Origin of the sequence: Levilactobacillus tangyuanensis, from assembly GCF_003946545.1 — a bacterium.
In the GTDB taxonomy this organism is placed as follows: Bacteria; Bacillota; Bacilli; order Lactobacillales; family Lactobacillaceae; genus Levilactobacillus; species Levilactobacillus tangyuanensis.
Genome location: NZ_RHOA01000015.1, coordinates 23,280 through 44,591 on the forward strand (window position 1 = coordinate 23,280; position 21,312 = coordinate 44,591).

Annotated in this window: 19 protein-coding genes; 5 read left to right on the plus strand and 14 right to left on the minus strand. The window is 49.1% G+C overall.

What is annotated here, in order from left to right; all coding sequences use genetic code 11:
* Nucleotides 1–17 precede the first annotated feature (17 nt).
* The 12 genes from EKM96_RS09180 to EKM96_RS09235 all read right to left on the minus strand — a co-directional run bounded on the left by EKM96_RS09180 (nt 18) and on the right by EKM96_RS09235 (nt 13,824).
* Nucleotides 18–902 (minus strand): ParB/RepB/Spo0J family partition protein, encoded by an 885-nt coding sequence (locus tag EKM96_RS09180; protein WP_061775757.1) that lies wholly within the window; start codon nt 900–902, stop codon nt 18–20.
* Entirely contained in the window at nt 892–1,659 is a 768-nt protein-coding gene (locus EKM96_RS09185; protein WP_125642875.1) for a ParA family protein, read from the minus strand. The genes EKM96_RS09180 and EKM96_RS09185 overlap by 11 nt, the downstream gene beginning before the upstream one ends.
* A gap of 13 nt (nt 1,660–1,672) precedes the next feature.
* Complete coding sequence (gene noc / locus EKM96_RS09190; protein ID WP_125642878.1) at nt 1,673–2,515, minus strand: nucleoid occlusion protein; 843 nt, start codon at nt 2,513–2,515, stop codon at nt 1,673–1,675.
* A gap of 19 nt (nt 2,516–2,534) precedes the next feature.
* A complete protein-coding gene (gene rsmG, locus EKM96_RS09195) occupies nt 2,535–3,263 on the minus strand; it encodes a 16S rRNA (guanine(527)-N(7))-methyltransferase RsmG (RefSeq protein ID WP_125642881.1) in 729 nt (242 codons plus the stop codon).
* A gap of 232 nt (nt 3,264–3,495) precedes the next feature.
* Nucleotides 3,496–4,377 (minus strand): metallophosphoesterase family protein, encoded by an 882-nt coding sequence (locus EKM96_RS09200; RefSeq protein ID WP_125642884.1) that lies wholly within the window; start codon nt 4,375–4,377, stop codon nt 3,496–3,498.
* 855 nt (nt 4,378–5,232) lie between these two features.
* Nucleotides 5,233–6,147, minus strand: coding sequence for a ribonucleoside hydrolase RihC (rihC, locus tag EKM96_RS09205; protein WP_125642887.1), 915 nt, complete (start codon nt 6,145–6,147; stop codon nt 5,233–5,235).
* A gap of 86 nt (nt 6,148–6,233) precedes the next feature.
* Nucleotides 6,234–7,547, minus strand: a complete 1,314-nt coding sequence (locus EKM96_RS09210; RefSeq protein WP_125642890.1) for an NCS2 family permease — start codon at nt 7,545–7,547, stop codon at nt 6,234–6,236.
* 884 nt (nt 7,548–8,431) lie between these two features.
* Entirely contained in the window at nt 8,432–9,685 is a 1,254-nt protein-coding gene (locus tag EKM96_RS09215; protein WP_125642893.1) for a NupC/NupG family nucleoside CNT transporter, read from the minus strand.
* Between the two features lie 267 nt (nt 9,686–9,952).
* Entirely contained in the window at nt 9,953–10,759 is an 807-nt protein-coding gene (locus EKM96_RS09220) for an alkaline phosphatase family protein (protein ID WP_125642896.1), read from the minus strand.
* 1,305 nt (nt 10,760–12,064) lie between these two features.
* Entirely contained in the window at nt 12,065–12,703 is a 639-nt protein-coding gene (locus tag EKM96_RS09225) for an SDR family oxidoreductase (RefSeq protein WP_125642899.1), read from the minus strand.
* Nucleotides 12,704–13,098: 395 nt separating this feature from the next.
* Complete coding sequence (locus EKM96_RS09230) at nt 13,099–13,488, minus strand: hypothetical protein (RefSeq protein WP_125642901.1); 390 nt, start codon at nt 13,486–13,488, stop codon at nt 13,099–13,101.
* 69 nt (nt 13,489–13,557) lie between these two features.
* Nucleotides 13,558–13,824, minus strand: a complete 267-nt coding sequence (locus EKM96_RS09235) for a hypothetical protein (RefSeq protein ID WP_061775768.1) — start codon at nt 13,822–13,824, stop codon at nt 13,558–13,560.
* A gap of 912 nt (nt 13,825–14,736) precedes the next feature.
* Here EKM96_RS09235 and EKM96_RS09240 point away from each other — a divergent pair.
* Nucleotides 14,737–15,426 carry a hypothetical protein gene (locus EKM96_RS09240; RefSeq protein WP_125642904.1) on the plus strand — a complete coding sequence of 230 codons (690 nt, stop codon included), beginning with the start codon at nt 14,737–14,739 and terminating at the stop codon, nt 15,424–15,426.
* Between the two features lie 125 nt (nt 15,427–15,551).
* Nucleotides 15,552–15,818, plus strand: a complete 267-nt coding sequence (locus EKM96_RS09245; protein WP_061775770.1) for a hypothetical protein — start codon at nt 15,552–15,554, stop codon at nt 15,816–15,818.
* A gap of 54 nt (nt 15,819–15,872) precedes the next feature.
* Here EKM96_RS09245 and EKM96_RS09250 read toward each other — a convergent pair whose 3' ends face one another.
* Both EKM96_RS09250 and EKM96_RS09255 read right to left on the minus strand, forming a co-directional pair.
* Nucleotides 15,873–16,268, minus strand: coding sequence for a MarR family winged helix-turn-helix transcriptional regulator (locus EKM96_RS09250; protein WP_125642918.1), 396 nt, complete (start codon nt 16,266–16,268; stop codon nt 15,873–15,875).
* 251 nt (nt 16,269–16,519) lie between these two features.
* Nucleotides 16,520–17,302, minus strand: coding sequence for a hypothetical protein (locus EKM96_RS09255; RefSeq protein ID WP_164511020.1), 783 nt, complete (start codon nt 17,300–17,302; stop codon nt 16,520–16,522).
* A 336-nt stretch (nt 17,303–17,638) separates the two neighbouring features.
* On the opposite strand from EKM96_RS09255, the gene EKM96_RS09260 reads away from it, so the two are divergent.
* The 3 genes from EKM96_RS09260 to EKM96_RS09270 all read left to right on the plus strand — a co-directional run bounded on the left by EKM96_RS09260 (nt 17,639) and on the right by EKM96_RS09270 (nt 21,157).
* Nucleotides 17,639–18,295, plus strand: a complete 657-nt coding sequence (locus EKM96_RS09260; RefSeq protein ID WP_125642909.1) for a hypothetical protein — start codon at nt 17,639–17,641, stop codon at nt 18,293–18,295.
* A gap of 490 nt (nt 18,296–18,785) precedes the next feature.
* Entirely contained in the window at nt 18,786–19,211 is a 426-nt protein-coding gene (locus EKM96_RS09265; protein WP_125642912.1) for a helix-turn-helix domain-containing protein, read from the plus strand.
* Nucleotides 19,212–19,378: 167 nt separating this feature from the next.
* Nucleotides 19,379–21,157 carry a DUF5776 domain-containing protein gene (locus EKM96_RS09270; protein WP_125642915.1) on the plus strand — a complete coding sequence of 593 codons (1,779 nt, stop codon included), beginning with the start codon at nt 19,379–19,381 and terminating at the stop codon, nt 21,155–21,157.
* Nucleotides 21,158–21,312 lie beyond the last annotated feature (155 nt).

Genomic DNA, 21,312 nt, shown 5'->3' on the forward strand with positions numbered 1-21,312 from the left:
AAGGCCTCCAAATCTGATTAATCCAAGTGAATGTCTAACAAATCTAAGATCCGGTTCAAATCATCGTTGGACAGGTATTCAATTTCAATCCGTCCTTGATGGTCGTCTTTGCTGCTTTCGTTAATCGAAACCTGGGTGCCAAAGCGTTCTTGGAGTTGGTTCTCCGTGGACCGCAAGAATGGTGATTTCTTCTTGCCTGGCTTCTTGGCCAGCTTCTTGGCGGCACCGTTCAGCTTATTAACCTCGGCCTCAAGCGTCCGCACGGTCATCCCGTCCGTAACGGCTTTTTTAGCCAATGCAACTAGCTTACTCTTGTCCTTCAAGGATAACAACGTTCGCGCCTGCCCCATGGACAGCTCGTTGTGTTGCAACATATCCTTAACGGCCTTAGGCAATCCCAACAACCGCAAATAGTTCGCGATGTATGGCCGACTCTTGCCTAAGCGTTCGGAGACCTGAGCCTGCGTCAGGGTGAGCTTGGTCATCAAGGTATCGTAGGCTTCGGCTTCTTCAAGTGGCGTCAGGTCTTCCCGTTGCAGGTTTTCCAGCACGGCAATTTCCATCATTTGTTCTTCGGAAATCGTCCGAACAATGGCGGGAATCGTGTCCTTACCGGCTAACTTAGAGGCCCGGTAACGCCGTTCACCCGCGAGAATTTCGTAGCGCTGCAGGCTCTTATCTGGCTGACGGACGATGATGGGTTGGAAGACCCCGGTCTTCTCGATGGAAGTTGCCAGGTCCTTCAAGCCCTTCTGATCAAACTTTTGCCGTGGTTGATAGGGGTTAGGCCGGATATCAGCCAGCGCCAGGTCAACCACGTTTTCCTCAGCGGTATCCACACCATTTTCAGCAAACAGTGCGTCGATCCCGCGTCCTAAACTTTTCTCTTTCTTACTTGCCATGGGCTGCTAGCACTTCCTTTGCGAGTTCTGCGTACACCTGAGCACCTTTCGACTTTGGCGCGTAGTCCACGATTGGCATCCCATGACTAGGGGCCTCCGCTAACTGCACGTTGCGAGGAATGATGGTTGAATAGACCTTGTTTTGGAAATACTTCTTCACTTCTTCGTTGACCTGCTTGCCCAAATTAGTCCGGGCATCGTACAGCGTCAACAGCACGCCTTCAATCTTCAAATCGCGGTTAAAGTGCTTTTGGACCAACTTAACCGTGTTCAAGAGTTGGGTTAACCCTTCCAACGCGTAGTATTCACTTTGCACCGGAATCAAGATGGAATCCGCTGCCGTGAAGGCGTTGATGGTCAGGAGCCCGAGCGAAGGTGGGCAATCAATTAAAATGTAATCATAGTCGTCACGGACCTCATCCAGGGCGGCCTTTAACCGTGTTTCACGGGCCATCATGGGGGTCAATTCGATCTCCGCACCGGAAAGCTGGATAGTGGCTGGAACGATGTCTAGGTCCGGATGTTCCGTATGAATGATGGCTTCTTTGATCGGCGTTTCATTGACCAGGACATCATAGACTTCCCGTTCAATCGTGGCCTTTTGAATCCCAACGCCACTCGTCGCGTTCCCTTGGGCATCGGTGTCGACCAACAACACGTGTTGACCCGCACTTGCCAAGGCTGCGCCCAAATTGACACCGGTCGTGGTCTTACCCACACCACCTTTTTGGTTGGCTAATGCAATGATAGTGCCCATATGTTTTCCACCTCTAGCTTTCTTTTGGAATATCGATGATGATGCGGTACCCGTCTGGGGTCTCTTCTTCATGAGTTTCCAGCTTCATCCCTGCGTCGGTGACCATCTTCACGGATTTCCGGATGGTATTCACCGCCACACGAGTATCGCCGGTCACACCGTGGCGGGTGACCTTGCGTCGCCGTTTCGCCGGCTTAGCGGGTGCCTTCTTTTCGGCAATCAGGGCCTCGGTCTCCTTGACCGTTAATTGGTCGGCCAGAACCTGTTGTAAGATTTCGGGTTGCGCGTCCTCGGACACGGCCAACATGGCCCGCCCGTGGCGTTCGGAAATTTTACGATTTAAGATGGCCGCCCGAACCGGTTCGGCAAGCTTCAACAACCGAAGTTTGTTGGCAATGAACCCTTGGCTCTTCCCAATGCCTTCGGCCAATTGGGCCTGCGTCATGTGATTCAAGGCCATCAACTGTTGATAAGCATGCGCTTCTTCAACAGCCGACAATTCCTCACGTTGGAGGTTTTCAATCAACGCCATCGAGGCCGTCTCATCATCATTCATGGTTTCGACGATCGCGGGTACCGTGTCCCATTTGAGACTGGATACCGCTCTAAACCGTCGCTCACCGGCAATAATTTCGTAGTGATCGGGCTCGTATTCCCGGAGCACAATCGGTTGAAGTAACCCGTGTTCCGCAATGGTCTGAGCTAATTCACCAATCGCCGTTTCATCAAAGCGTTGTCGCGGTTGGAATCGGTTGGGAATGATTTGCCCAATCGGAATCATCACGACAGTTTGTTTCACGGGATGCGTTGGTTCATTCGCCTTATCCCGGTTATTTCCAAATAATGAAAATGGCAATGATCTTACCCCCATCCCATTAATCTTCTAGCGGCTCCCGGTTGGGTGTGCCGGCCTTACGTGGATACTTCTTCGGCGTGTGCTTAACCTTATCAATCACCACAATGTGCCGTGGATCATCGGATACGGGCAAGTTAAAGGCCTCGTCAGCACTCAGCTGGCCACCCAGCGTGGTAATCCCCGTTTGACTGACCGCAAGTTCATTGGCCGTCTGTGCCGCCTTCAACGCGACAAATTGCCCACCGACCTTAACCAGTGGCAGACACAGTTCACTCAAGACGGACATCCGGGCAACGGCTCTGGCTAAAACCAGATCGTAGGCCTCCCGATGTTCGGAGCGCTTGCCACCAAATTCTTCGGCCCGGGCATGGTGAAAAGCCACACCCGTCAGGTCGAGCTTGGCTGCCAGATCATTCAAAAAGGTAATCCGCTTGTTCAGGGAATCCACGATGGACACCTTGAGCTGGGGAAAGACAATCTTGAGTGGCAGTGACGGGAAGCCGGCACCGGCGCCCACATCACAAATCGTGAGGGGTTCCGTACGGATTCCAGGCACATAAAAGGCAGGGGTCAACGAGTCGTAGAAATGCTTCAGGTAGACCTCGGGCTCCGCGGTAATCGTTGTCAGATTAACGTGTTCATTGGTCGCGACTAAGTAGTGAAAATAGTCCGCAAATTGTTGTTCTTGTGTAGCGGTTAATTCAATGCCCTGCTTAGCTAGCGCGGCACGAAACTCTTCTGGATTCATGCAATATCTCCCAGTTCATTTTGTGAAACAAAATGTTTCACGTTTGAGTATACTTTACCTTAATTACTGGTGAAACGCAACCAAACCACCGGGCCTGATTGAGCGTTTCACACTCGCGTCGCTCTCTATTATACCGAAAATTCGGGTCACATGGAACGCTTTCCCCAGGAAATAAATAGGAGGCGTGATTCCAGTCGTGTAACCGGGAATCACGCCTCACAATCGGCAGGTTTTAAAATGGGGGCTGATTGACCAAACGCCGGGGATTCATCAAGCGGGGACGGTGTTTGGCAAAGCCGGTGTTGCTGATCCGAATCGTATCAATCACGGGTTCTCCCAGCAACAATGGATGATTGGTCACACTGGCCAGGCCGCGTTGAATCGTAATGACGTTATAGCTGATCCCGTCATGGACTTCATGTTCATGGGGATTCTGGCAATCAATGTAGGTGGCCGTCGACCCCACCGAGGTCACGGGGATGCCGTTATCCACCAGATAACTCGCCCCAAAGTGTAAATGACCGGTAAAGATGCCACCAATGTTGTGGCCATGGAGAATGGCCAGCAGCTCGCGATTGTTCTGCAAAAGGGCATAGCGCATCGATTGCAGGGCCGGCGTATCCAGCGGATGGTGCATAAAGATAAAGGCCCGCCGCCGCGGCGCCAAGTGTAGGCTCTTATTCAACCAGTTCAATTGTTCCCGGTCGAGCCATCCGGCCTCCTTATTGGGTTCCCACTTGGAATCCAGGAAATAAAAGTCCATGTTCTGATGGACCTGCTTATAAGCATAATACGGTTGATGCGGTTCCTCTAAGTAGCCCTCGTTAAAGGCTTCCCGGTCGTCTTGATCGCCCAGGATCACCTGAATAGGTGCGCCAATTTGCTTCGCCTGTTGGTCGAGATACCGCCGGAACTGGGCATAGTCTTTGTTGGTTCCCCCGGCTAATAGGTCGCCACTAATCACGATCAGGTCTGGTTCAATCTGCTGGCGACGCACGTCATCGAACAGCCGCTGAAGCTTGTGTTTCGGTTCGATTTGCTGATGATACTGTGGCGCAGCCGATCCCACCGCCAGTTGTGGATCGGATAAATGGACAATTTTAAATTTATTCATACCCCCGTGGCCCCCATCGAATAAAGTTGCAGCCACCGGGAACCCCACCCGGCGACAGCTAAGCTGACTATCACTAAGTTAGGTCTAGCATACCGAACCGATGTAAATTCTTCGTATGAAGTTCGTCAACATCCTGTAAAGTTTCCGCAGATCTTGCACAAAGTCACTGCTTGGGGTGTTGTTCGATGAAACTGGCAACCTCCGGTTGCCGGAAATGGGCTGGAACGCGGTGAACAGGATTTTGAGCCACATACCGGTCTCAAAAGTCCGCTCTGCCTAACCAGAGCAGCCCCCTCCGCCAAGGCAGTCCCACGGCTGAGCCCATTTCCGGCCGCCCTGCGGTCTTAGATGGATCGTTGCTATCTACACCGGTTTACTGCCGGGGCAAATTCCAAGAGCATGAAACGGAGACTCCCCCGGCCTTTTCCAATCAGGTCAAGTTGAGCTCCGTTCCAATGAGACAGAAAAGCACCAGTACCCACACAGCGGCGAGTATTGGTGCTGCGGTTACTTCTTTAAATGTTTAGCAGGCTTAGCAACCCATATCATGGGTAACCACGTGACAATCAATAAGATCAACGTATCAAAGTGTACGGCTGACATACGATCATCCTCTTCCCCTAAGTTTGCCCTCATCATAGCAGGCCTATGTTTCGTTTCTGTATTGAAACACTACCCGTTCTTGTAAAGGTTAACTTAGCCATTTCGGACGCCTACGAATGCCCATTTAACCGCATTTCAACCGACAATCACCCGACTGGCAATTGACGGTCACCGAACAAATCCGACCAAATGAAAACGGCGCCCAACATTAGCTGGGCGCCGTTCGTTATTCAAACTATTTAATCGTCGAAATTAGTCCTTGATAGCCCGAACTTCTTCGATGAACCACTTGTTGAAGGCTTCTGAGTCAATGTCGACGGAAACCTTGGCGTTCGTCTTACCGTCATGGTAAGCGCCACGGATATCGCCGACCGTTTCACCAATGGCAGCGCCATCGGTCACAACGTCGATCCACATGTCCTTCGTGGTAATTGCTTCTGGGTGAAGTAAGTAGAAGATGGTGTTCACGTCATGCATCGCAATCCCGGCGTCACTGTTGTCACCGTCATGGATGATGATGTCATGCAGCATCTTGCCGGCTTCGTTCAAAGTAGGCAAAGTTTCGATACTCTTGTGAGTTAACAGGGCCTTCATGGTGATGTCCAAGCCAACCATAACGATTGGAACACCGGACTTGTACATGATAGCGGCTGCATCTGGGTCGGTGAAGACGTTGAATTCAGCGGCACTGGTCATGTTACCCATGCTCAATGAACCACCCATGGCCACGATTTCTTTGATGTGGCTCTTAACTTCTGGGTATTCGGAGAAGAGTAAGGCAATGTTGGTGTATGAACCGGTTGGAACCAAGGTGATTGGTTCGTCACTAGCCATGATTTCATCATGCAAGGCTTCTACGGCCGTCTTCTTCAATGGCGTAGGCAGGTCAGTTGGGAAGTCATAACCAGGCATCCCGGATTCACCGTGAATCCGTGCAGCATCTTCAAAGTCCTTGAATAATGGTTGTTCAGCACCACCAGCAACGGGGATGCTTTGGTTAAAGAAACGCACAATCTTTAAAGCGTTGATCGTGGTCTTATCAACCGTTACGTTACCGGCAACAGTCGTCACCAGCTTCAAGTCAATCTTTGGGTCATTAATGGCCATCGTTAAGGCCGCTGCATCGTCAATCCCAGGATCTGTATCCATAATAATCTTAGTTGTCATCATTATTTCCTCCCAATGAATTAATTCGGTTTTTATTGTTTAAGCGGCGTAACCGCTTACGTTAAACCCTTAAGTAAAGTTCCCCACTATAGCAGGGAACTGAAGATCAAGTCGAGTAGGAACAAAAATCCTAACAGGTACACTGGCCAGGCAACGTGTTTCCCCTGTCCCAATGCGAGTTTCATCACCGGATAGCAAACGAAACCGAATGCTAGTCCCGTGGAAATGCTGTTGGTGAGTGGAATCAGCACGATGATTAGAAAGGCTGGGAACCACTCCGCAAAGTCGCTCATCTTAATATTGCCAATGGCCTGCATCATGATGGCCCCGGTGATAATAATCACGGGCGCAATCGCACCGGATGGCACGTAGGCCAGCAGTGGCACGAAGACCAATGACAGGGCGAACATGATTGCGGCGGTCAGTGACATTAGGCCGGTTCGACCACCCGTCTCAATTCCGGAAGCACTCTCGGCGGCCGCCACCGTTGGGCTGGTCCCTAAGAAGCTGGAAAGGAACGTGGTCACAGAACTGCCCTCAAAGGTCTTCTTGAACTTCCGTTGGTCGGGCAACAACCCTTGCAACAGGCCCATCGACTCGAACACCAGAATCATGGTCATGGAGAAAGCGGCCAGGATAAATGGCGTGGAGAGCCAACTTGAGAAGTCATTTTGAAAGACAATCTTGTGATATTGACCCAGCCGAGCCAGGTCAACCGTTGGGGTGTCGGCGTCCTTGATGCCAAAGAAGAAGGCTACCAGACTCGTCGCAATGATCCCAATGAAGAAGTTCCCTTTGACCTTGCGAATATACAAGATGAAGCTCAAGACCAATCCGAACAGCGCCAGTAACGTCGCGGGCTTGGTCAAATCACCCAACACAATCAGCGACGACTTCCCGGCAACGATTAACCCGGCTTTCTCCAGGCCAATCTCCACCAGGAACAGGCCAATTCCGGCCGTAATCCCACTCTTTAACGATTCTGGAATCGCCTCCGAGAGAACCGTCGACGCCTTGGTGAAGGCAATCAACATATAAACAAAGCTGGCTACCGCAGCGATCCCTAACGCCTCACGCCAACTCAAGCCCATATTCACGACAACGGTATACGTGAAGAAGGCATTCACACCCATCCCCGGGGTCAAGATGATTGGGGCATTGGCCCAAAAGGCCATGACCAAACAACCAATGATCGACGAGAAGATGGTCGCGAAGACACTCAAATCAGTGGGAATCCCGGCATCCTTTAAGATTAATGGGTTCACAATGATGATGTATGAGATGGCAAAGAAGCCAGTGACCCCTGCGATCAGTTCGTTGCGGACGACATCCTTATGTCGCAGAGCTTCCCCGAGCGTCATTTTCTCCGCCCGTTCCACCTGCGCTTGTTGCTTATCCATAAAAATCCCTATCTTTCAGTACGCCAGCTATGACGCACATAGTTCACGGGCATTGCAACCGCAAGGTCTCATACTTCCGGCTGGGTTTCACTCTCATAGAAAGGTCGACACCCGTACGAACAGCTTACCACAAGCCACTAGAATCTGTCTTGCCTGACTTTGCTAATTTGTTGACCGCTTTTGATTCTCAGATCCAGGAGCCTTCGGCTCCGGTTGGCCAACTTTGCCGCAATGGCGAGACTGGCCCGTACTCCGGCTTCCGGGGCCGGAACGCTGTGGACACGACTTCAAGCTTCGTAAAAACCACGAATCTTGAAGCTCGGTCTTATTCTAAGGTGAGCAGTTCCCTCCCCTAAGAATAATCTCACGGCTGAGCCCCGGGTCCTCCGTACTCTAAATCCCACGTTCTGATTACCGCCGACTAACTGGGAACGCCAACTGCCGGCCGTTCTGGGCCACTCGGCAAACGTGTTCACCAGAGCAACAAATACACCATTACATCGTTGATTCGACTGTCAATGAGGACCATATGGTGCTCATGACCAACGTCTAGAGAACCAGAGTTGCCGGGCTAACGCCATTTCACTGACAGCGAGTCCTGTAAGGCGGAGGGCGGGCCAGATGGCGCTCAGCCGTGAAATTTTCCTTATTCGAGTGACTTCCTCGGATTAGGAAAAGACTGGTCTCAGAGACCGCTCTTCGGCTCTGAGCCATGTCCACGGCGTTCCAGCGCCAATCTGGCCAACCGGAGCCGATGGCTCCGTAAGCCTAAAAATCAAAAGCTAAACCCAGTAAAAACTGGTTTTATTGACACAGATGGCCCAGAAGCAAATGCCTCTGGGCCATCAATTTTATAGAATCACTCGCAATGAGCGACGGTTAGATTACCAAACGAAGAGTCCAACGATCCCGGCAGAAAGCAGGGAAACAAGGATACCAGAAAGTAACATGTAACCAACGTTCTTAGAGATTAATTCGTTGTTTTCACGGTCGACGATCCCCTTGAAACAACCAATGATCATCCCAGTAGTTGAGAAGTTAGCAAAGGAAGTTAAGAAGACAGTCAAGATGGCACGGTAGTGAGGTGAGAACGCGTTCGTGTTGATGGTTGAAGCAATCTTACCCATAACAACGAATTCGTTCGTCACTAACTTAGTCCCCATGTATTGAGCAAAGCCGAATGCATCGTGGACGCTCAGACCCATTAACCATGCGAATGGGAACATTACGATACCCAAGAGGTGTTCCAATGATAACCAAGGGTTAACCAAGCCAAGTAACTTATCGATCAGGGCTGCCAAGGCAACGAAGGCGATAACGTTAGCGGCGATGATTAAGATTAAACGACCGGCACCAAGGATGGAGTCACCCAAGAATGAGAAGAATGGTTCGCGCTTGCCGTCGTCTTCGCCATCTTCAGCAGCAGCGGCGTTTGAGCCACCAACTTTAGCGATGGTATCTTCTTCAGCAGACACTTCAACAGGGTTCAACATGTTGGTAACGATGATGGCGTTCAAGATGTTAATTGGAACGGCCGTCAAAACAAATTGACCTGGAACCATTTGGGTGTATGCACCCAAGATAGAAGCAGTGATACATGACATTGACATCATAGCCAGCGTCAAGTTACGTTCCTTACGCATGCTCTTCAATTGTAATTGAGAAACGGCTAAGGCTTCAGTGTTACCTAAGAACATCATTTCAACAGAGAAGAATGATTCGAACTTAGGTTGACCAGTGATGAATGAAAGGCCACGACCAACCCACTTGATGATCCATGGCAATACCCCGATGTAAGTCAGGATATCGAACATTGGAACAACTAATAAGATTGGCAGCAATGAACTCGTGATGAAGTTCATGGTCTTAGCAGTACCACCGTAGTTAGGCGTTACCCAGTTAGGTAATGCGAAGACGATCCCTTGGTAAGCCACTTGGACCAACCAGTTGAATCCGTCAGCAGCGCCTTGAACGATTTCACGACCGATACCGAAACTAGTGAAGAACCAGGCTAAGACTAAGTTAAGAACCAGAACAATAGCCGTAGACTTCCAGTTGATTTTCTTCTTGTTCTTTGAGAACAAGAAAGCGATTGCGAGGTAAACAATTACCCCTAAAATATTGACTGCGATTAGCATTGGTCAAAATACCTCTTTCCGATATTGTTTTGATGAATGACATCAGTGTCATCCAAAAGTTGACTCGATGTTTCCTGCAGAAATTATGTACTGCATAACTTCTATGGTGAACGAACAGCACCAGTTCTCGACAGGTCGTCAATCCAGCGGCAAGAAAAATGGCGAAAATCTATCAATAATGATTTGTCGCTGATTGCCTGACAACTCTACGTTGCGGTCCCTGGCTTGGTGCCCCTCACCTCCTTTCAAGTGGTTGTTCATTCATCGTTATTGCGTAAGCTCATTTAAAAAACTATGTCCTGCGGCGCGGGCGGCCAAACCGTAATTTTCCAAAACGGTGGCGCCCACGTCGGCTAACGTGCGGCGGATGCCTAAGGCGTGGCCCTGTGGTCGTGACGAGGACGCCACAATCAAGGGTAGATACTCTCTGGTCGGTTGTAAGGTCCCCACCGGGTCGCTGGCCTGCGTGGCGGTGACGATTAGCAAGTCGTTGGCCGCCATATCCTGAAGCACCTGCCCCAGGTATTGGTCGGCTTGAATCAACGAATCGCCAAATCCCTGCACATCGTGTTGCCGGGCCGCAAAGCGGAAATCCGGTAACATCACGTAGGTCAAGCCCGTGTCGGGATGATTCAATCGGTTAAAGAGTACGCGAAATGCCCCGCGATTATCTCCCAACTGGAAACGTCGGGTGCGTCGCTGGGTTTGTAAGTAGCTGAGAAATGGCCCCGCTACCGTGACCGGATAACCAGCCGCCGGCAACGTATCGAGCACGCTCTCCGTCCGGTAAGCACCGGTATAGTCCCACATCTCGCGCAGGCCGGTTGCCGGATGGTTCCCGGTGGCTTGCATGTGAAGCCGGCCGAAGAAACCCGTCGGTTGGTCTGCCGGGGCAATCCCTGGCAATTCATGGCCAATCCGAATGTTTCCTAAGCCTAACTTTAGCTGACCGGTCCAACCAGTGGCAACATGACCGATAGTGTCGGCCCCCACAGATTGAAAGCGATTTGCTTCCGGCGCTTCCCCTAAACCTAACCCGGCAAAATCGACAACGAAGATGCGATGAAAGGCCACTATTTCTCACTCCTTAGGTGAAATTACTGTAAATTCTCCCCCGACGTTTTTTTGTCTAGTAATAATATACCTTTTCCCGCCAAGCCTGTAAATGGCCGATTTGCGAAAAGCGGAAATTCGTAATTTCCGAACATTGGCACTCTTAATTATTTCGATTGGCCCGTCCCAATCCCGGTTGCCGAACGTCCTCAAAAAGTTGATAAAAGGATTTACTAACAACAATTTGTCCTGTTTTCAAAGATCAAAAGAAAGGCTGACCCCGTGGTACTTAGGGGATCTTGGTGTGTTTCAAAATCTAATCGTTACATAGCTAAAACCGGAAAACTCTAGTTGAACCGAACGACCAACTTCCCAAAAACAAAAAACGGGCTTCAAGTTTTTTGGAGAATACTTGAAGTCCGCTAACTCTCGGAAAGGAGGTTGTGACGACTACTTAATTTCCGTTTCGAAATCATTTTAATACTTAATCGCCTCATTACTTTAATTTCCCAGCTGAGCTGTCACAGTCCAACTACAATCATATGCTTTAATTTCTGACTGTCGTTTCAGCTTGTCACGTCGAATCTAAAACTTTAATCCCTTCATCATACCAACAAGACACGCTCCAACGATTCTTATTGAAATCTTCGCATGACCCTTGTTACCATAACATCCGAGCTCTAGCTAACGCCTGGAACTGTTCTCAAGTCTGTCAACATCGCGCTTTGACAAGCGCTAAACTGAATTCCCTTATTCAATTGTCGATGGTGCTTGATTCAAATACTTATAACACTGCCTGGAACTGCTAGAGTTCGTTAGAAGGTTTACCTTAGTTGCATTGAATCTTTCAGTATCTCGGAGTTACTCAGAAACTCTGACTCACGTTACCAAAACGGAAATCATAAATGTTCCTGTTGCTTAAGTTACCTTACCGATGTTACTGTCACAACCTTTGATACCTTTCCATGGCTTTACTATAGCACTCGTTGTAAGCGTTTGCAATCAAAATGCGCAAATTTTCTTCCCTAATTAAATAAAAAAATACTGCCAGTGATCAGCGACCACTAACAGCATTTCCGCAAAGTATGAATCAATTCCAGGCAAATCCATGGGTTCTTGTTTGGAGGAAAGGTTCACAGAATGAGCTCAGTAAATTGATTCCATATTAAGTAATTGGAGCAATGATTCATGCGGAGCTTTTACTCAACGCACACCCTAGTTATACCGCGAATCACGGCCCATTGCACCCTTTTTGACCGCCTAAATTAGCCGGCCTGGTAACGAATGCCGGGCGCTAGGCGTTCCGCTCCGTAAAAAACTTTTAGCCTATTGCCAGGCTGGCTTATCGCCATCGGTATTTGGCTTGTTAACGCCCAAGGATTCATGAATGGCTTGTGTTGGATCGGCCACCAGCTTCGTGACCAAGGCCGCAATCGACTTCCGTGAGACTTCCGTCCCCTTGAAGGGTTCACCCTTCTTAGTCGTTTCGTAGTCAATCTCATCATGATTGGATAACCAGGCTGGCCGGATAATCGTGTAATCCAGGTCGGAGCCTTCAATGGTCTTCGCTGCGGCGGCATATGTTTCAAGGTAGCCACCGTCCAGCATCTGGTGATTCCACTTGCCATAGGCGCCAGGAACCTCATCGTAAATGCCCAACGTTGAAATCCAGATCAGGCGCTTCACGCCAGTCGCGTCCATGGCACTGACGACCGCCTTGGCCTCGTCTTCAATCTTACCCGCCAGGTTCGCATAAACGACATCGATGCCGGCCAAAGCGGCCTTCAAGTCGTCGATGCTACCGGCGTCACCATCGATCACCTTGACCCGGTCACTTGCCTTATCGGCTAACCGATCAGCGTTGCGAAGGAATAACGTCAAATGGTTGTCGGGATTGGCCAACAGTTGGTCGGTTGCTAAACGGGCGATTTGCCCATGGGCACCTAATACTAATACGTTTGTCATTGTACAGAACCCCTTTTCTTTTTTATCTACGGTTATACTGTAACTCTGGCAATTACATTTAGCAAGTAAAGAGGTTTAAACTTTTTCGGCTACCGCAGGTAGCTGAGTCTTTATCTATTGTCCTCCAATACTACTCGGTCGCCTTGCAGCGCTTTCGGCGCTGGAACGCTGTGGACACGACTTCGAGCCTTGAAGCCCGCAAGTCTTGAAGGTCGGTCTTATTCTAAGCCGCACAGCCCGCGACTAAGAATAATCTCACAGCTGAGCGCCCGCGCCTCCAGGCTCCCCGTTTAATTCAATAGCCAGTCTGACCTTGCCCAACGTCTGAGTCCCTTCATTCTGGCAACAAAAAAGGCAACGGCCAATTGGTCGTTACCTTTAAAACAAGTCCGTTATTACTTCTTCTTCGGTCTTAATTTCAGCCAAGCATAGCCGGCAATGCCCAGGAAGATTGCGCCAAATCGCAGCACAACGTCGATCCCCCAGTCGCTGAGTTTGTCCTTGCCGTTCGACCGGCCACCGGCGTCGGTCCCAAAGCTACCGGTATTTTCACTGCTAATATTAGCTCGACGAGCCTCTTGGACCGGATTCTTGTTCGTCATATCAATTTCCTTATAGTCACTTTGGCTCCAGTGGCGGTAGACCGTCGGGAAAAACCAAGCGTAGCTAATGACGAGATAGACCGTCCACCAGGACCACTTTAAGCCCATGGTATGTGGATCGAGATTCATGACCATTAAGATTAAGATGAGTGGAATGAGTCCCTTTAAGTAAATTCGTTTCATGTCGGGTATCTCCTTATGACAAGTTCGGTAAATAAAAAGCATCAGCTTGTCAGCTGGTGCTAGCTCTAACTAGATTAACATAAGCGTGACGCCCTTGATGGGAGTCAGGCTATCGCCGAGGTCACCGAAAATCAATGGCTTCTTGAAGACCGCTTGATCCAATTCGACGAGGTTCGTTTTTTCAATCGTTAGATGATAACGGCCATGCCGGTCCCGACGAAGTTCGTAGTTCACGAAACGTTGTTCGGGGGCGTAATTCGCGAAGTGCGCGGCATAATGGCCGAGCTGATGGGATACAACTAGACGAATCCCGTTTTCATCTTCAAAGATATGCAAAATTGTTCACTCCTATATTAATTAGAACTGCCGCTACCGGGCTAGTCACTTTCAGCCGCGGTAGCTGCGCTAAGTTCTTAAACCACTCAGCGTCGCTAACGCGTTCCTCTTTGTGTTCTGATTGTACCATACTTACTTAAAAAAATTTAGTGGGTGCCAAAACTCCCTTAAAATTCATGATGTTTTGACCAATAACTCTTGTTGTCGGCGGTTAACAATGATTCAATATTAAGTAGACGGTTTTCGTGACCAGACAGTTGGTGGTGGTTGGCTCGCCTGCGGCGGCCAGGTTTCGCGCTGTGGGCACGATTTAGAGCCAAAGAGCGGTCTCTAAACTCGGCCATGCTCTAAGTGGGAAAAATCCCCCACTAAGACCATTGTCACTGCGCTTCACCTAGCCGCCTCCGGCTTCTGATCGACCTCTATAGCCACCAAAAGCCTTTAGCCATCTACGTTAGCGGGCAATTTTGCTAATATTATTTCACAAATCTCCACCTATTATAGAAATAATATTTACGGACGAGTTAATCGTGCCCCACTGATAAGGCACAACTGCTATGATGAGAGCGACCCATTGGCTTGAGATAGTCACCTGATTTTCCGGAATAAGCGGAGAATCTGACTGAGATAAAGAGTTTACGTCCATTAGGGCAAGCTCACCGCCCTATTTTTTTAATCAGTTTTCACTATGATTAAGTCAACGGTATACAGGCAGCTCGCCCCCAGCCCGGGCTCAGCCGTGGCACTGCCTTAGGGGAGTGCCCTTCTCCGCTTAGGCAGAACGGACCTTCAAGACCGCCTTTCGGCTTGAAGTCCTGTTCACAGCGTTCCAGCCCATCAGGGCTGGGGGCGAGCGAGACAGAACCAGCTAACTTAAATAAAACATTTATCAAACTAAAACGGAGGTTCACAATGGCAAATACCAAAAATAGTCAGGCGGCCAAGATCCGCCAACAAATTATGACGTGGCTTCAGGATGATAAAATCACCGAAGTTGCATCTGATGAAAAATTCCCCGGCATTCGTGGACTACGAGCCGTCACCTTACGTCAAATGTTAGGTGACCAGGGCTACACGAGTTCCGTCGTCATGGGGGCGGTATCCGCCGCGCCCTCAATCGATGGCCGCATCAAAAAAGCTTCAGTAACGCCCCGGCAAGTCTACTACTATTTCGACAGCGAAGGACCAGCCCCTAAGCGGCAACACCACCCCGCTGCCGCACCTAAGTCGGCGACCAAGAAATCCGTCGCCAAGAAAGCCCCAATCGCGCCAACCAAGATGGCGGCCAGCTCTACGGCGGCACCCGTTTCAAGTGCCATGACCGCGGCCACCACACCTGCAGCCCCAATCAGTCACGCCACGGCCAAATCGGCCGCCCCTGCCGGCGGCATCGTGGCCACCGACGCCTTTGCACAATTGATGACCACCAACACCGATCTCGCCAACCAGGTGGATGCCCTGTTAACCGACGCCCAGGCACAACGGCCACTGAGCGACCTCGACATCGATTTTCTCAGTAACTTTGCCACGGCGGTGACCCGGCAAAGTGAGTTGCTACAAAACTACGCGACGCAGTCCAAGATCGAACAGTTGCGCAGTTAGTTAGCTGTAATATTCGATAATCCCCTAAATCTTTCAGCCAGAGGGACTAATTTCTCATTTTCCCTTGACTTTTTGCCGACTGACCATTACTCTGTTATAAATTACCTTAATGGGGGACGAGTTACATGGCACTGCACGAAGATAATCGAGTATTCTGTAAAAAAACTGAACTATTTTCAGATTCATTCTATGGCACCGTTACGAAACTCTACGAACACTCAGTTATCGTTAAAGTCGAACCCGATCAATTATCCAAGAAAGAAACGGATAAGATCGATTCATTCGGGGACTTAGTTGTTATCCGGATGAGTGAACTCCAACTGGTCGACGCGGATGGAAATGCCATCGATGAACCCGAAGAGGATGAAGAAGAAGTCGAAGCAGCTGAATAACGACATGAAAACGGAGAAGCCCGGTCATTGACCAGCTTCTCCGTTTTTTATTGCTTATTCATTAGTGGGGCCATCGATGATATCCGCCAGTTGGCGCATCAGGTCGGGAACGACCCCGCTCAAGATGTCGCTGACGTGTTCTTCAACCCGCCGGCCCCGCGCCGTGATTTGAAAGACGTGGTAACGCCGGTCCGTTGGTAAGGTTTCGTCTTGGATGAACCCACCATTGAGCAACCGACTGATTTGAATAGATACCATGGATTGGCCGACGTTTAGGCGCCGAGACAATTCACTGGTACTGATTTTTTCTGATGCCAGTTCATGAAGAATTCGATATTGTTCAAACGTGATCGCATCCCCAGTGCTCGGGCGTTTGATAAATGGCCGAAGTAACGAGTTCAGTTGGTGAATTCGTTCGACATCTACGGCTAATTTGTTGGCTTCCATCATGACGCTCTTCCTCCTCGTGACCACCGGCAACCCTGGATTGATCGCCGGTGTGTCTTTAACATAGTCATCGTGCATATTAGCAAGTAAGGCGGCAAACAAATTGTTGTCTAACTTGCCCTACCTAAATATCATATCATAGATAACCGACTATATTATAAACAAATCACATCTCAGCCAAACTTTTTATTATTTCGCTTATATAGCGGGCTTATGAGCCATTATTTCGACTGTTACACGCAGTTTATAAACGACTATCGTTCGTCATTTAGATGTAAGGAATCGTTATTTCCCCGGTCAATCTCACGGACGATCCGCTTGATGTCAGCCCCCTTAATTTCCTTGCCAAAGCCGGCCTTATGAAGGACCTCTTTCGCAAATGTTTCCTTCGACAATTGATACAACTCCGACACAGCATTCAGCCAATCATTGGAAGCCTCAACTGAATTGGTCCGAGCGCGAACAGCCTGTTCAGCCTGCTCCAAACGCAGCACGGACTGGGCATCCGTTAAGCTCTTTCGTAGCCTGGGCTCTGAATCCCAAATGACCATTTCCATATGGTTGGCCAGGTCAATTCGGACTTTTGATTTCCCATTTGATTTAGCGACCTCGTTGATGTGACGAACGAATTGGCCCCCAATCCAACTGGTATGACTACGACTCTTCGGCATTTCCGTTGCAATGAACATCAACGGCCCAATCACAAAAGGCACTCGTCCCGTTAAGTGAAGATACCGGTAGAACATCGTCATATCAAACCACGAAATGCCATTATATTCGGCTAACCGGTTCAACAACATCCTTGGCCGAACCTTAGTCCGATAGAATCCCTCGGTCCGTGACCAAACAATCGTATCTAACGAACTACGCTTGGGACCCCGAATATTCTTGATAAAAATCACTTCGGTCCAGTCGACATCTAACAGCTTACCGGGAACGACCCGCCTAACGTCTTCCAATCGGATTTTGGTAAAGTCTACACAACCCGTTGACTCAACGTGCTCTCGATACTTGGCGGACAACCCTCTGGTGCTCAACCATGCCTTCATAAGTTATGCAGGATTCGGGACTATCTAGACACTTCTTAACGTAACGTGCCTTCCAGTTGCCCGGCTATAGATTCTCACAAAACACGAATAATAGCAAGAAATATACACTTATTTTTTAAAATATGCATTGCTGTTTATCCTCTACAATTTGCCTATTAACAAGTTTCTAGGCAACATTATCGAATTAATCGATAGCGAACAATAATATATTTTATACTGATTTAATTCGATTTTTCTCATAAAATTCGGTCAATTCTCACGGGAATTCCATGCAACGGTGACCAAATCTTGCTATACTCAGCAGTACTAGAGAGAAGGGGTAAAATGCAACCGATGCGGCACACTTTGGGTGATTTACTAACCAACGCTCGCTTGGTCTTGGCCAACGAGGCACCAATCGAAACCGTCCTCAAGAATACGGGCATTCCATCTTGGTACCTGGCCGAATTGGAAAAGGATCACATCGCCCGGCCCAATCCGGACTTTTTGACGTTGATCCTGCAATGCTACGAGCTCACCTATGCCCAAGCCGTTAAGCTGCGGCAAACCGACCACATCACGTCCGCCCTCTCCGAAATGGCCTATTACAAGCATCAACGACTGGTAACCTACCAGCAACAGCAGGAAATGCAATGGCCCGACAGCGCCGAGTTTGCTAAGCAGCATTCGCGGGTGGAGATGCCCACTCCCGACGCCGTCAACAGCTATGCCGACATCATGCGTTGCGTCCGGGTTCAGATTGAATGGCATCCCGTGGCGATTGCCTGCATCTTCTACCGGGTCTCACCCATGGAATACTGGCAAATGGAGGCCGAACAACTCTATGTGACGCCAAGCGTGATTCACATGCTCTGTCACCGACTAGAAGTTCCCGACCTGGACGAGTTGTTGGCCGCACCCGACCTCTTCGGTACGATCTGTGATCATCTGGGATTAAAAAAAGAAAGCCTCCCGACCACCTTGCGGATGCCGGGAGAATAAGTGCTAACTAACCTTGGTCGCTGATTTGAGCAAGGTTTTTGTTTCTTGTGAGAAACAAATCATGTTATGATACGAATCAGAACACATCGACCAAGTTTGGATGTGCCAAGTGCCCAATATTGACGAAATAAAATCAATTGTAATGACTGTCAAGAATCGCCGGGCTCATTGGTTGCTTAGCTCGCGGGCTAAGAATTATCAAACACTTTCTAAATTAGGTCTTACCGATCAGATCGTATTTGACCTAATCTTGAAAAAATTATCCTTGGGCAACTACATTTCCGGCCCGCTGATGGACAATCATATTCCACCAGTAGCTGGAAACGTTTGGATATTTGGCTTAATTCTGATGAGCACTGAATGTTATCTAAAGTTTCAAGAACGTCCAAGTGGCATTATTATTTGGATTTCAATTCACGAAGCCAAATACCGACTTATTTACCCGTATGAAAGTTTTCCATTCCGTCAATAAAATTGGAGGTGTCATTTTTTGGAAACATCACATGTGATGTTCAATCCCGAGACTAACCGTCGTGAAATCTTCACTGAAGTCACCCAAACAGAAAAGGTCAGCGTAAAGAATCTGAGCGGCTTGACCGTCCAACACCATTACTGGCGTGACTCGACTGGTGAGCTCTGGGTCGACTTCGATCATCCATTAGAGAACGTCCAGGCAGACTTTGCCGCCTATCGTAAACAGCTAGGACTGATGAGCCCACAAGAGATCCGCGAACTACGAAGCAATCTCGGCCTGCCCGTTCGCGAATTCTCCGAAAAATTAGGCCTAGGATCCTCCACCGTTTCACAGATTGAGAACAATCAACGCGTCCAAACCGGCTATCAAGATAATCTATTCAAATGGGCGAAAGGGATCCAGTTTGATGCTGCCGTAAGCCCCGAAAATCCGAAGTCATAACGTCTCAACATTTATCATTAGCTTCCCTATTCCCCCACCTTAAATACGGTCCCGAACGAATCTGTCCGGGGCTTTTTTGTTATCGGTTCTGTTATCGATGCGGTCATCAATTAACCTCTAAATAGTGTTACACTGATCAGTAGATAGACAATAGATGAGGCGATCAAATGACTAGCAAACTTCGCCGGCTCATTCTTACCGGCCTTTCACTCGTACTAATTGGCGGGGTCTTGTCCCCGACCGTCGTCCAGGCGGCAACCACTGATTCAACGACTGATTCTGATCCCAGTAACACCGATGCCGCCGTTACTTTCGGCGCGATACAAATGCCCTACGTCTTAATTACGGATAGCCATGGAACCACAACCAAGGTCCCCTGGTATCGCGACTTTAAGTCTCAGATAAATTCTCGCGACACAATTCTGGCAGATGATTTTGCCGATAACCTGAGCAAATCGGAGCCAGATCATTTCGACGCCTCAGAGACCGCTGGCCGAATGGCTGTTCTAGCAAAGTCTGGTATCACAGTGAAGCCTGACGAAAAATATGCTGACTATCTGCTGTCAACGGGCATGTATGGCAATGCTAAAAATTCTGCTGACATAACCGCCGTCTACGAAGCCACAACCTATGCTTATGCTTGGTTATTGGCATCGGCTGCCAAGGTCCAACTACATCAGACTAATTATACAAGCGTCCACGCCGATTTCACTCGAAACGTCTTAGGAAGACTTGAGGGAGTAAAAGGTATGATCGGTAGTGATAACTTTGACATATTTAATAATGTTTTTTTGAATGAAAGCATCTTTACCTCCCAGATGTCACTTTTATTACGCAACACCGCTGAATTCCACTTAGATAGTCTTACAGTTGATCAACTGGCTCAGTTGGACCCCACGGCTTCCGAAAACGCCGAGGCTAAGTTACTACAAACACCGATGACTGATCTCATCACGACACAAGCCGACGGGACTTTACTAGCCGATGGGCTATTAAATAAATCTGACACGCCACACGCCTTTGTCCTTAAATCCGCAGCGTCCTATCCGACGGCCACCAGTAAGCCCGTCACCGTCCACTACATCGATGAACAAGGCAACTCCCTGAAGCCGGACAAGACCTTAACCGGTTCACTTGGTGACAGCTACAAGACGGCGCCCCTCAGCATCGCTGGCTACCAGCTCGTAAAGACGACCGGTGACGAATCTGGCAAATTCACCAGTTCCGATCAATCCGTCACCTACACCTACCGCAAGGCTGCGGCCGATGTTGTCGTTAAGAACAGCGTGGTCTACGCGACCAAGAAGATTGGTCTCTATGGGTCCCCAACTTTCAGTAAGAAGGCTCTCAAAGCTACTTACGCTAAGAAGTCACGGATGAACCGCCCCATGTTCGAGGTCATTGGCACTGTCACCTCTAAGAACGGCGTAAAGCGCTACAAGGTTAAGGACCTCAATGGTAAAGGATCCACCGGCTACATCACCGCCAACAGCGACTATGTCGCACCACTCTACTACGTCAAGAAACAAAGTAGGATTACCGTGATTAATCCTAGTGGTCTGAATTCTTATTCGACGAGTAGTCTGTCCGGCAAGTCGACCCACTACAAGCAAGGTAAAGTCCTCAAAGTAAAGAAGATCGTCAGCCATAACCTCACCACGCGCTTCCAACTCAGAAACGGTAAGTACGTCTCCGCCAACAAGAAACTGGTCATCACTGGCAAGTACACGATGCCTAAGCGCGTTCAAGCCAAGATGGCGATCAACCGTTACGGCACGGGCAACTTGACGAAGAAGAACCAACGCTTCGCCAAGAAGACCACCTTCACCGTTAAGGGCTGGGCCTACTCCAATGCTCACAATTTCCACAAGGGTGACACCCTACGCTACAAGGTTGCTGGTGGCTATATCACTGGTAATTCCCGCTTTGTCAAAGCCCTCAAATAATCTCAATTTTCCAATAAATCCTCAGGTCAAGACGTCAATGTCTTGACCTGTTATTTTTAACACGCTTTCATGTTCAGCGGGAGTGTCAAATTTTTTGTGTAAATGGAAGTCCTCTCCCATTAGCTAGCTTCTAATACATGGATTCTAACGTATCT

What these genes read in the sequence shown, in the direction of transcription:
- EKM96_RS09215 (WP_125642893.1), bottom strand. Translation starts at nt 9,685, where the DNA reads ATGCTAATCGCAGTCAATATTTTAGGGGTAATTGTTTACCTCGCAATC.
- EKM96_RS09260 (WP_125642909.1), top strand. Translation starts at nt 17,639, where the DNA reads ATGCAACCGATGCGGCACACTTTGGGTGATTTACTAACCAACGCTCGC.
- EKM96_RS09180 (WP_061775757.1), bottom strand. Translation starts at nt 902, where the DNA reads ATGGCAAGTAAGAAAGAGAAAAGTTTAGGACGCGGGATCGACGCACTG.
- EKM96_RS09250 (WP_125642918.1), bottom strand. Translation starts at nt 16,268, where the DNA reads ATGATGGAAGCCAACAAATTAGCCGTAGATGTCGAACGAATTCACCAA.
- EKM96_RS09230 (WP_125642901.1), bottom strand. Translation starts at nt 13,488, where the DNA reads ATGAAACGAATTTACTTAAAGGGACTCATTCCACTCATCTTAATCTTA.
- EKM96_RS09245 (WP_061775770.1), top strand. Translation starts at nt 15,552, where the DNA reads ATGGCACTGCACGAAGATAATCGAGTATTCTGTAAAAAAACTGAACTA.
- EKM96_RS09210 (WP_125642890.1), bottom strand. Translation starts at nt 7,547, where the DNA reads ATGGATAAGCAACAAGCGCAGGTGGAACGGGCGGAGAAAATGACGCTC.
- EKM96_RS09185 (WP_125642875.1), bottom strand. Translation starts at nt 1,659, where the DNA reads ATGGGCACTATCATTGCATTAGCCAACCAAAAAGGTGGTGTGGGTAAG.
- rihC (WP_125642887.1), bottom strand. Translation starts at nt 6,147, where the DNA reads ATGACAACTAAGATTATTATGGATACAGATCCTGGGATTGACGATGCA.
- EKM96_RS09225 (WP_125642899.1), bottom strand. Translation starts at nt 12,703, where the DNA reads ATGACAAACGTATTAGTATTAGGTGCCCATGGGCAAATCGCCCGTTTA.
- EKM96_RS09200 (WP_125642884.1), bottom strand. Translation starts at nt 4,377, where the DNA reads ATGAATAAATTTAAAATTGTCCATTTATCCGATCCACAACTGGCGGTG.
- EKM96_RS09270 (WP_125642915.1), top strand. Translation starts at nt 19,379, where the DNA reads ATGACTAGCAAACTTCGCCGGCTCATTCTTACCGGCCTTTCACTCGTA.
- EKM96_RS09240 (WP_125642904.1), top strand. Translation starts at nt 14,737, where the DNA reads ATGGCAAATACCAAAAATAGTCAGGCGGCCAAGATCCGCCAACAAATT.
- rsmG (WP_125642881.1), bottom strand. Translation starts at nt 3,263, where the DNA reads ATGAATCCAGAAGAGTTTCGTGCCGCGCTAGCTAAGCAGGGCATTGAA.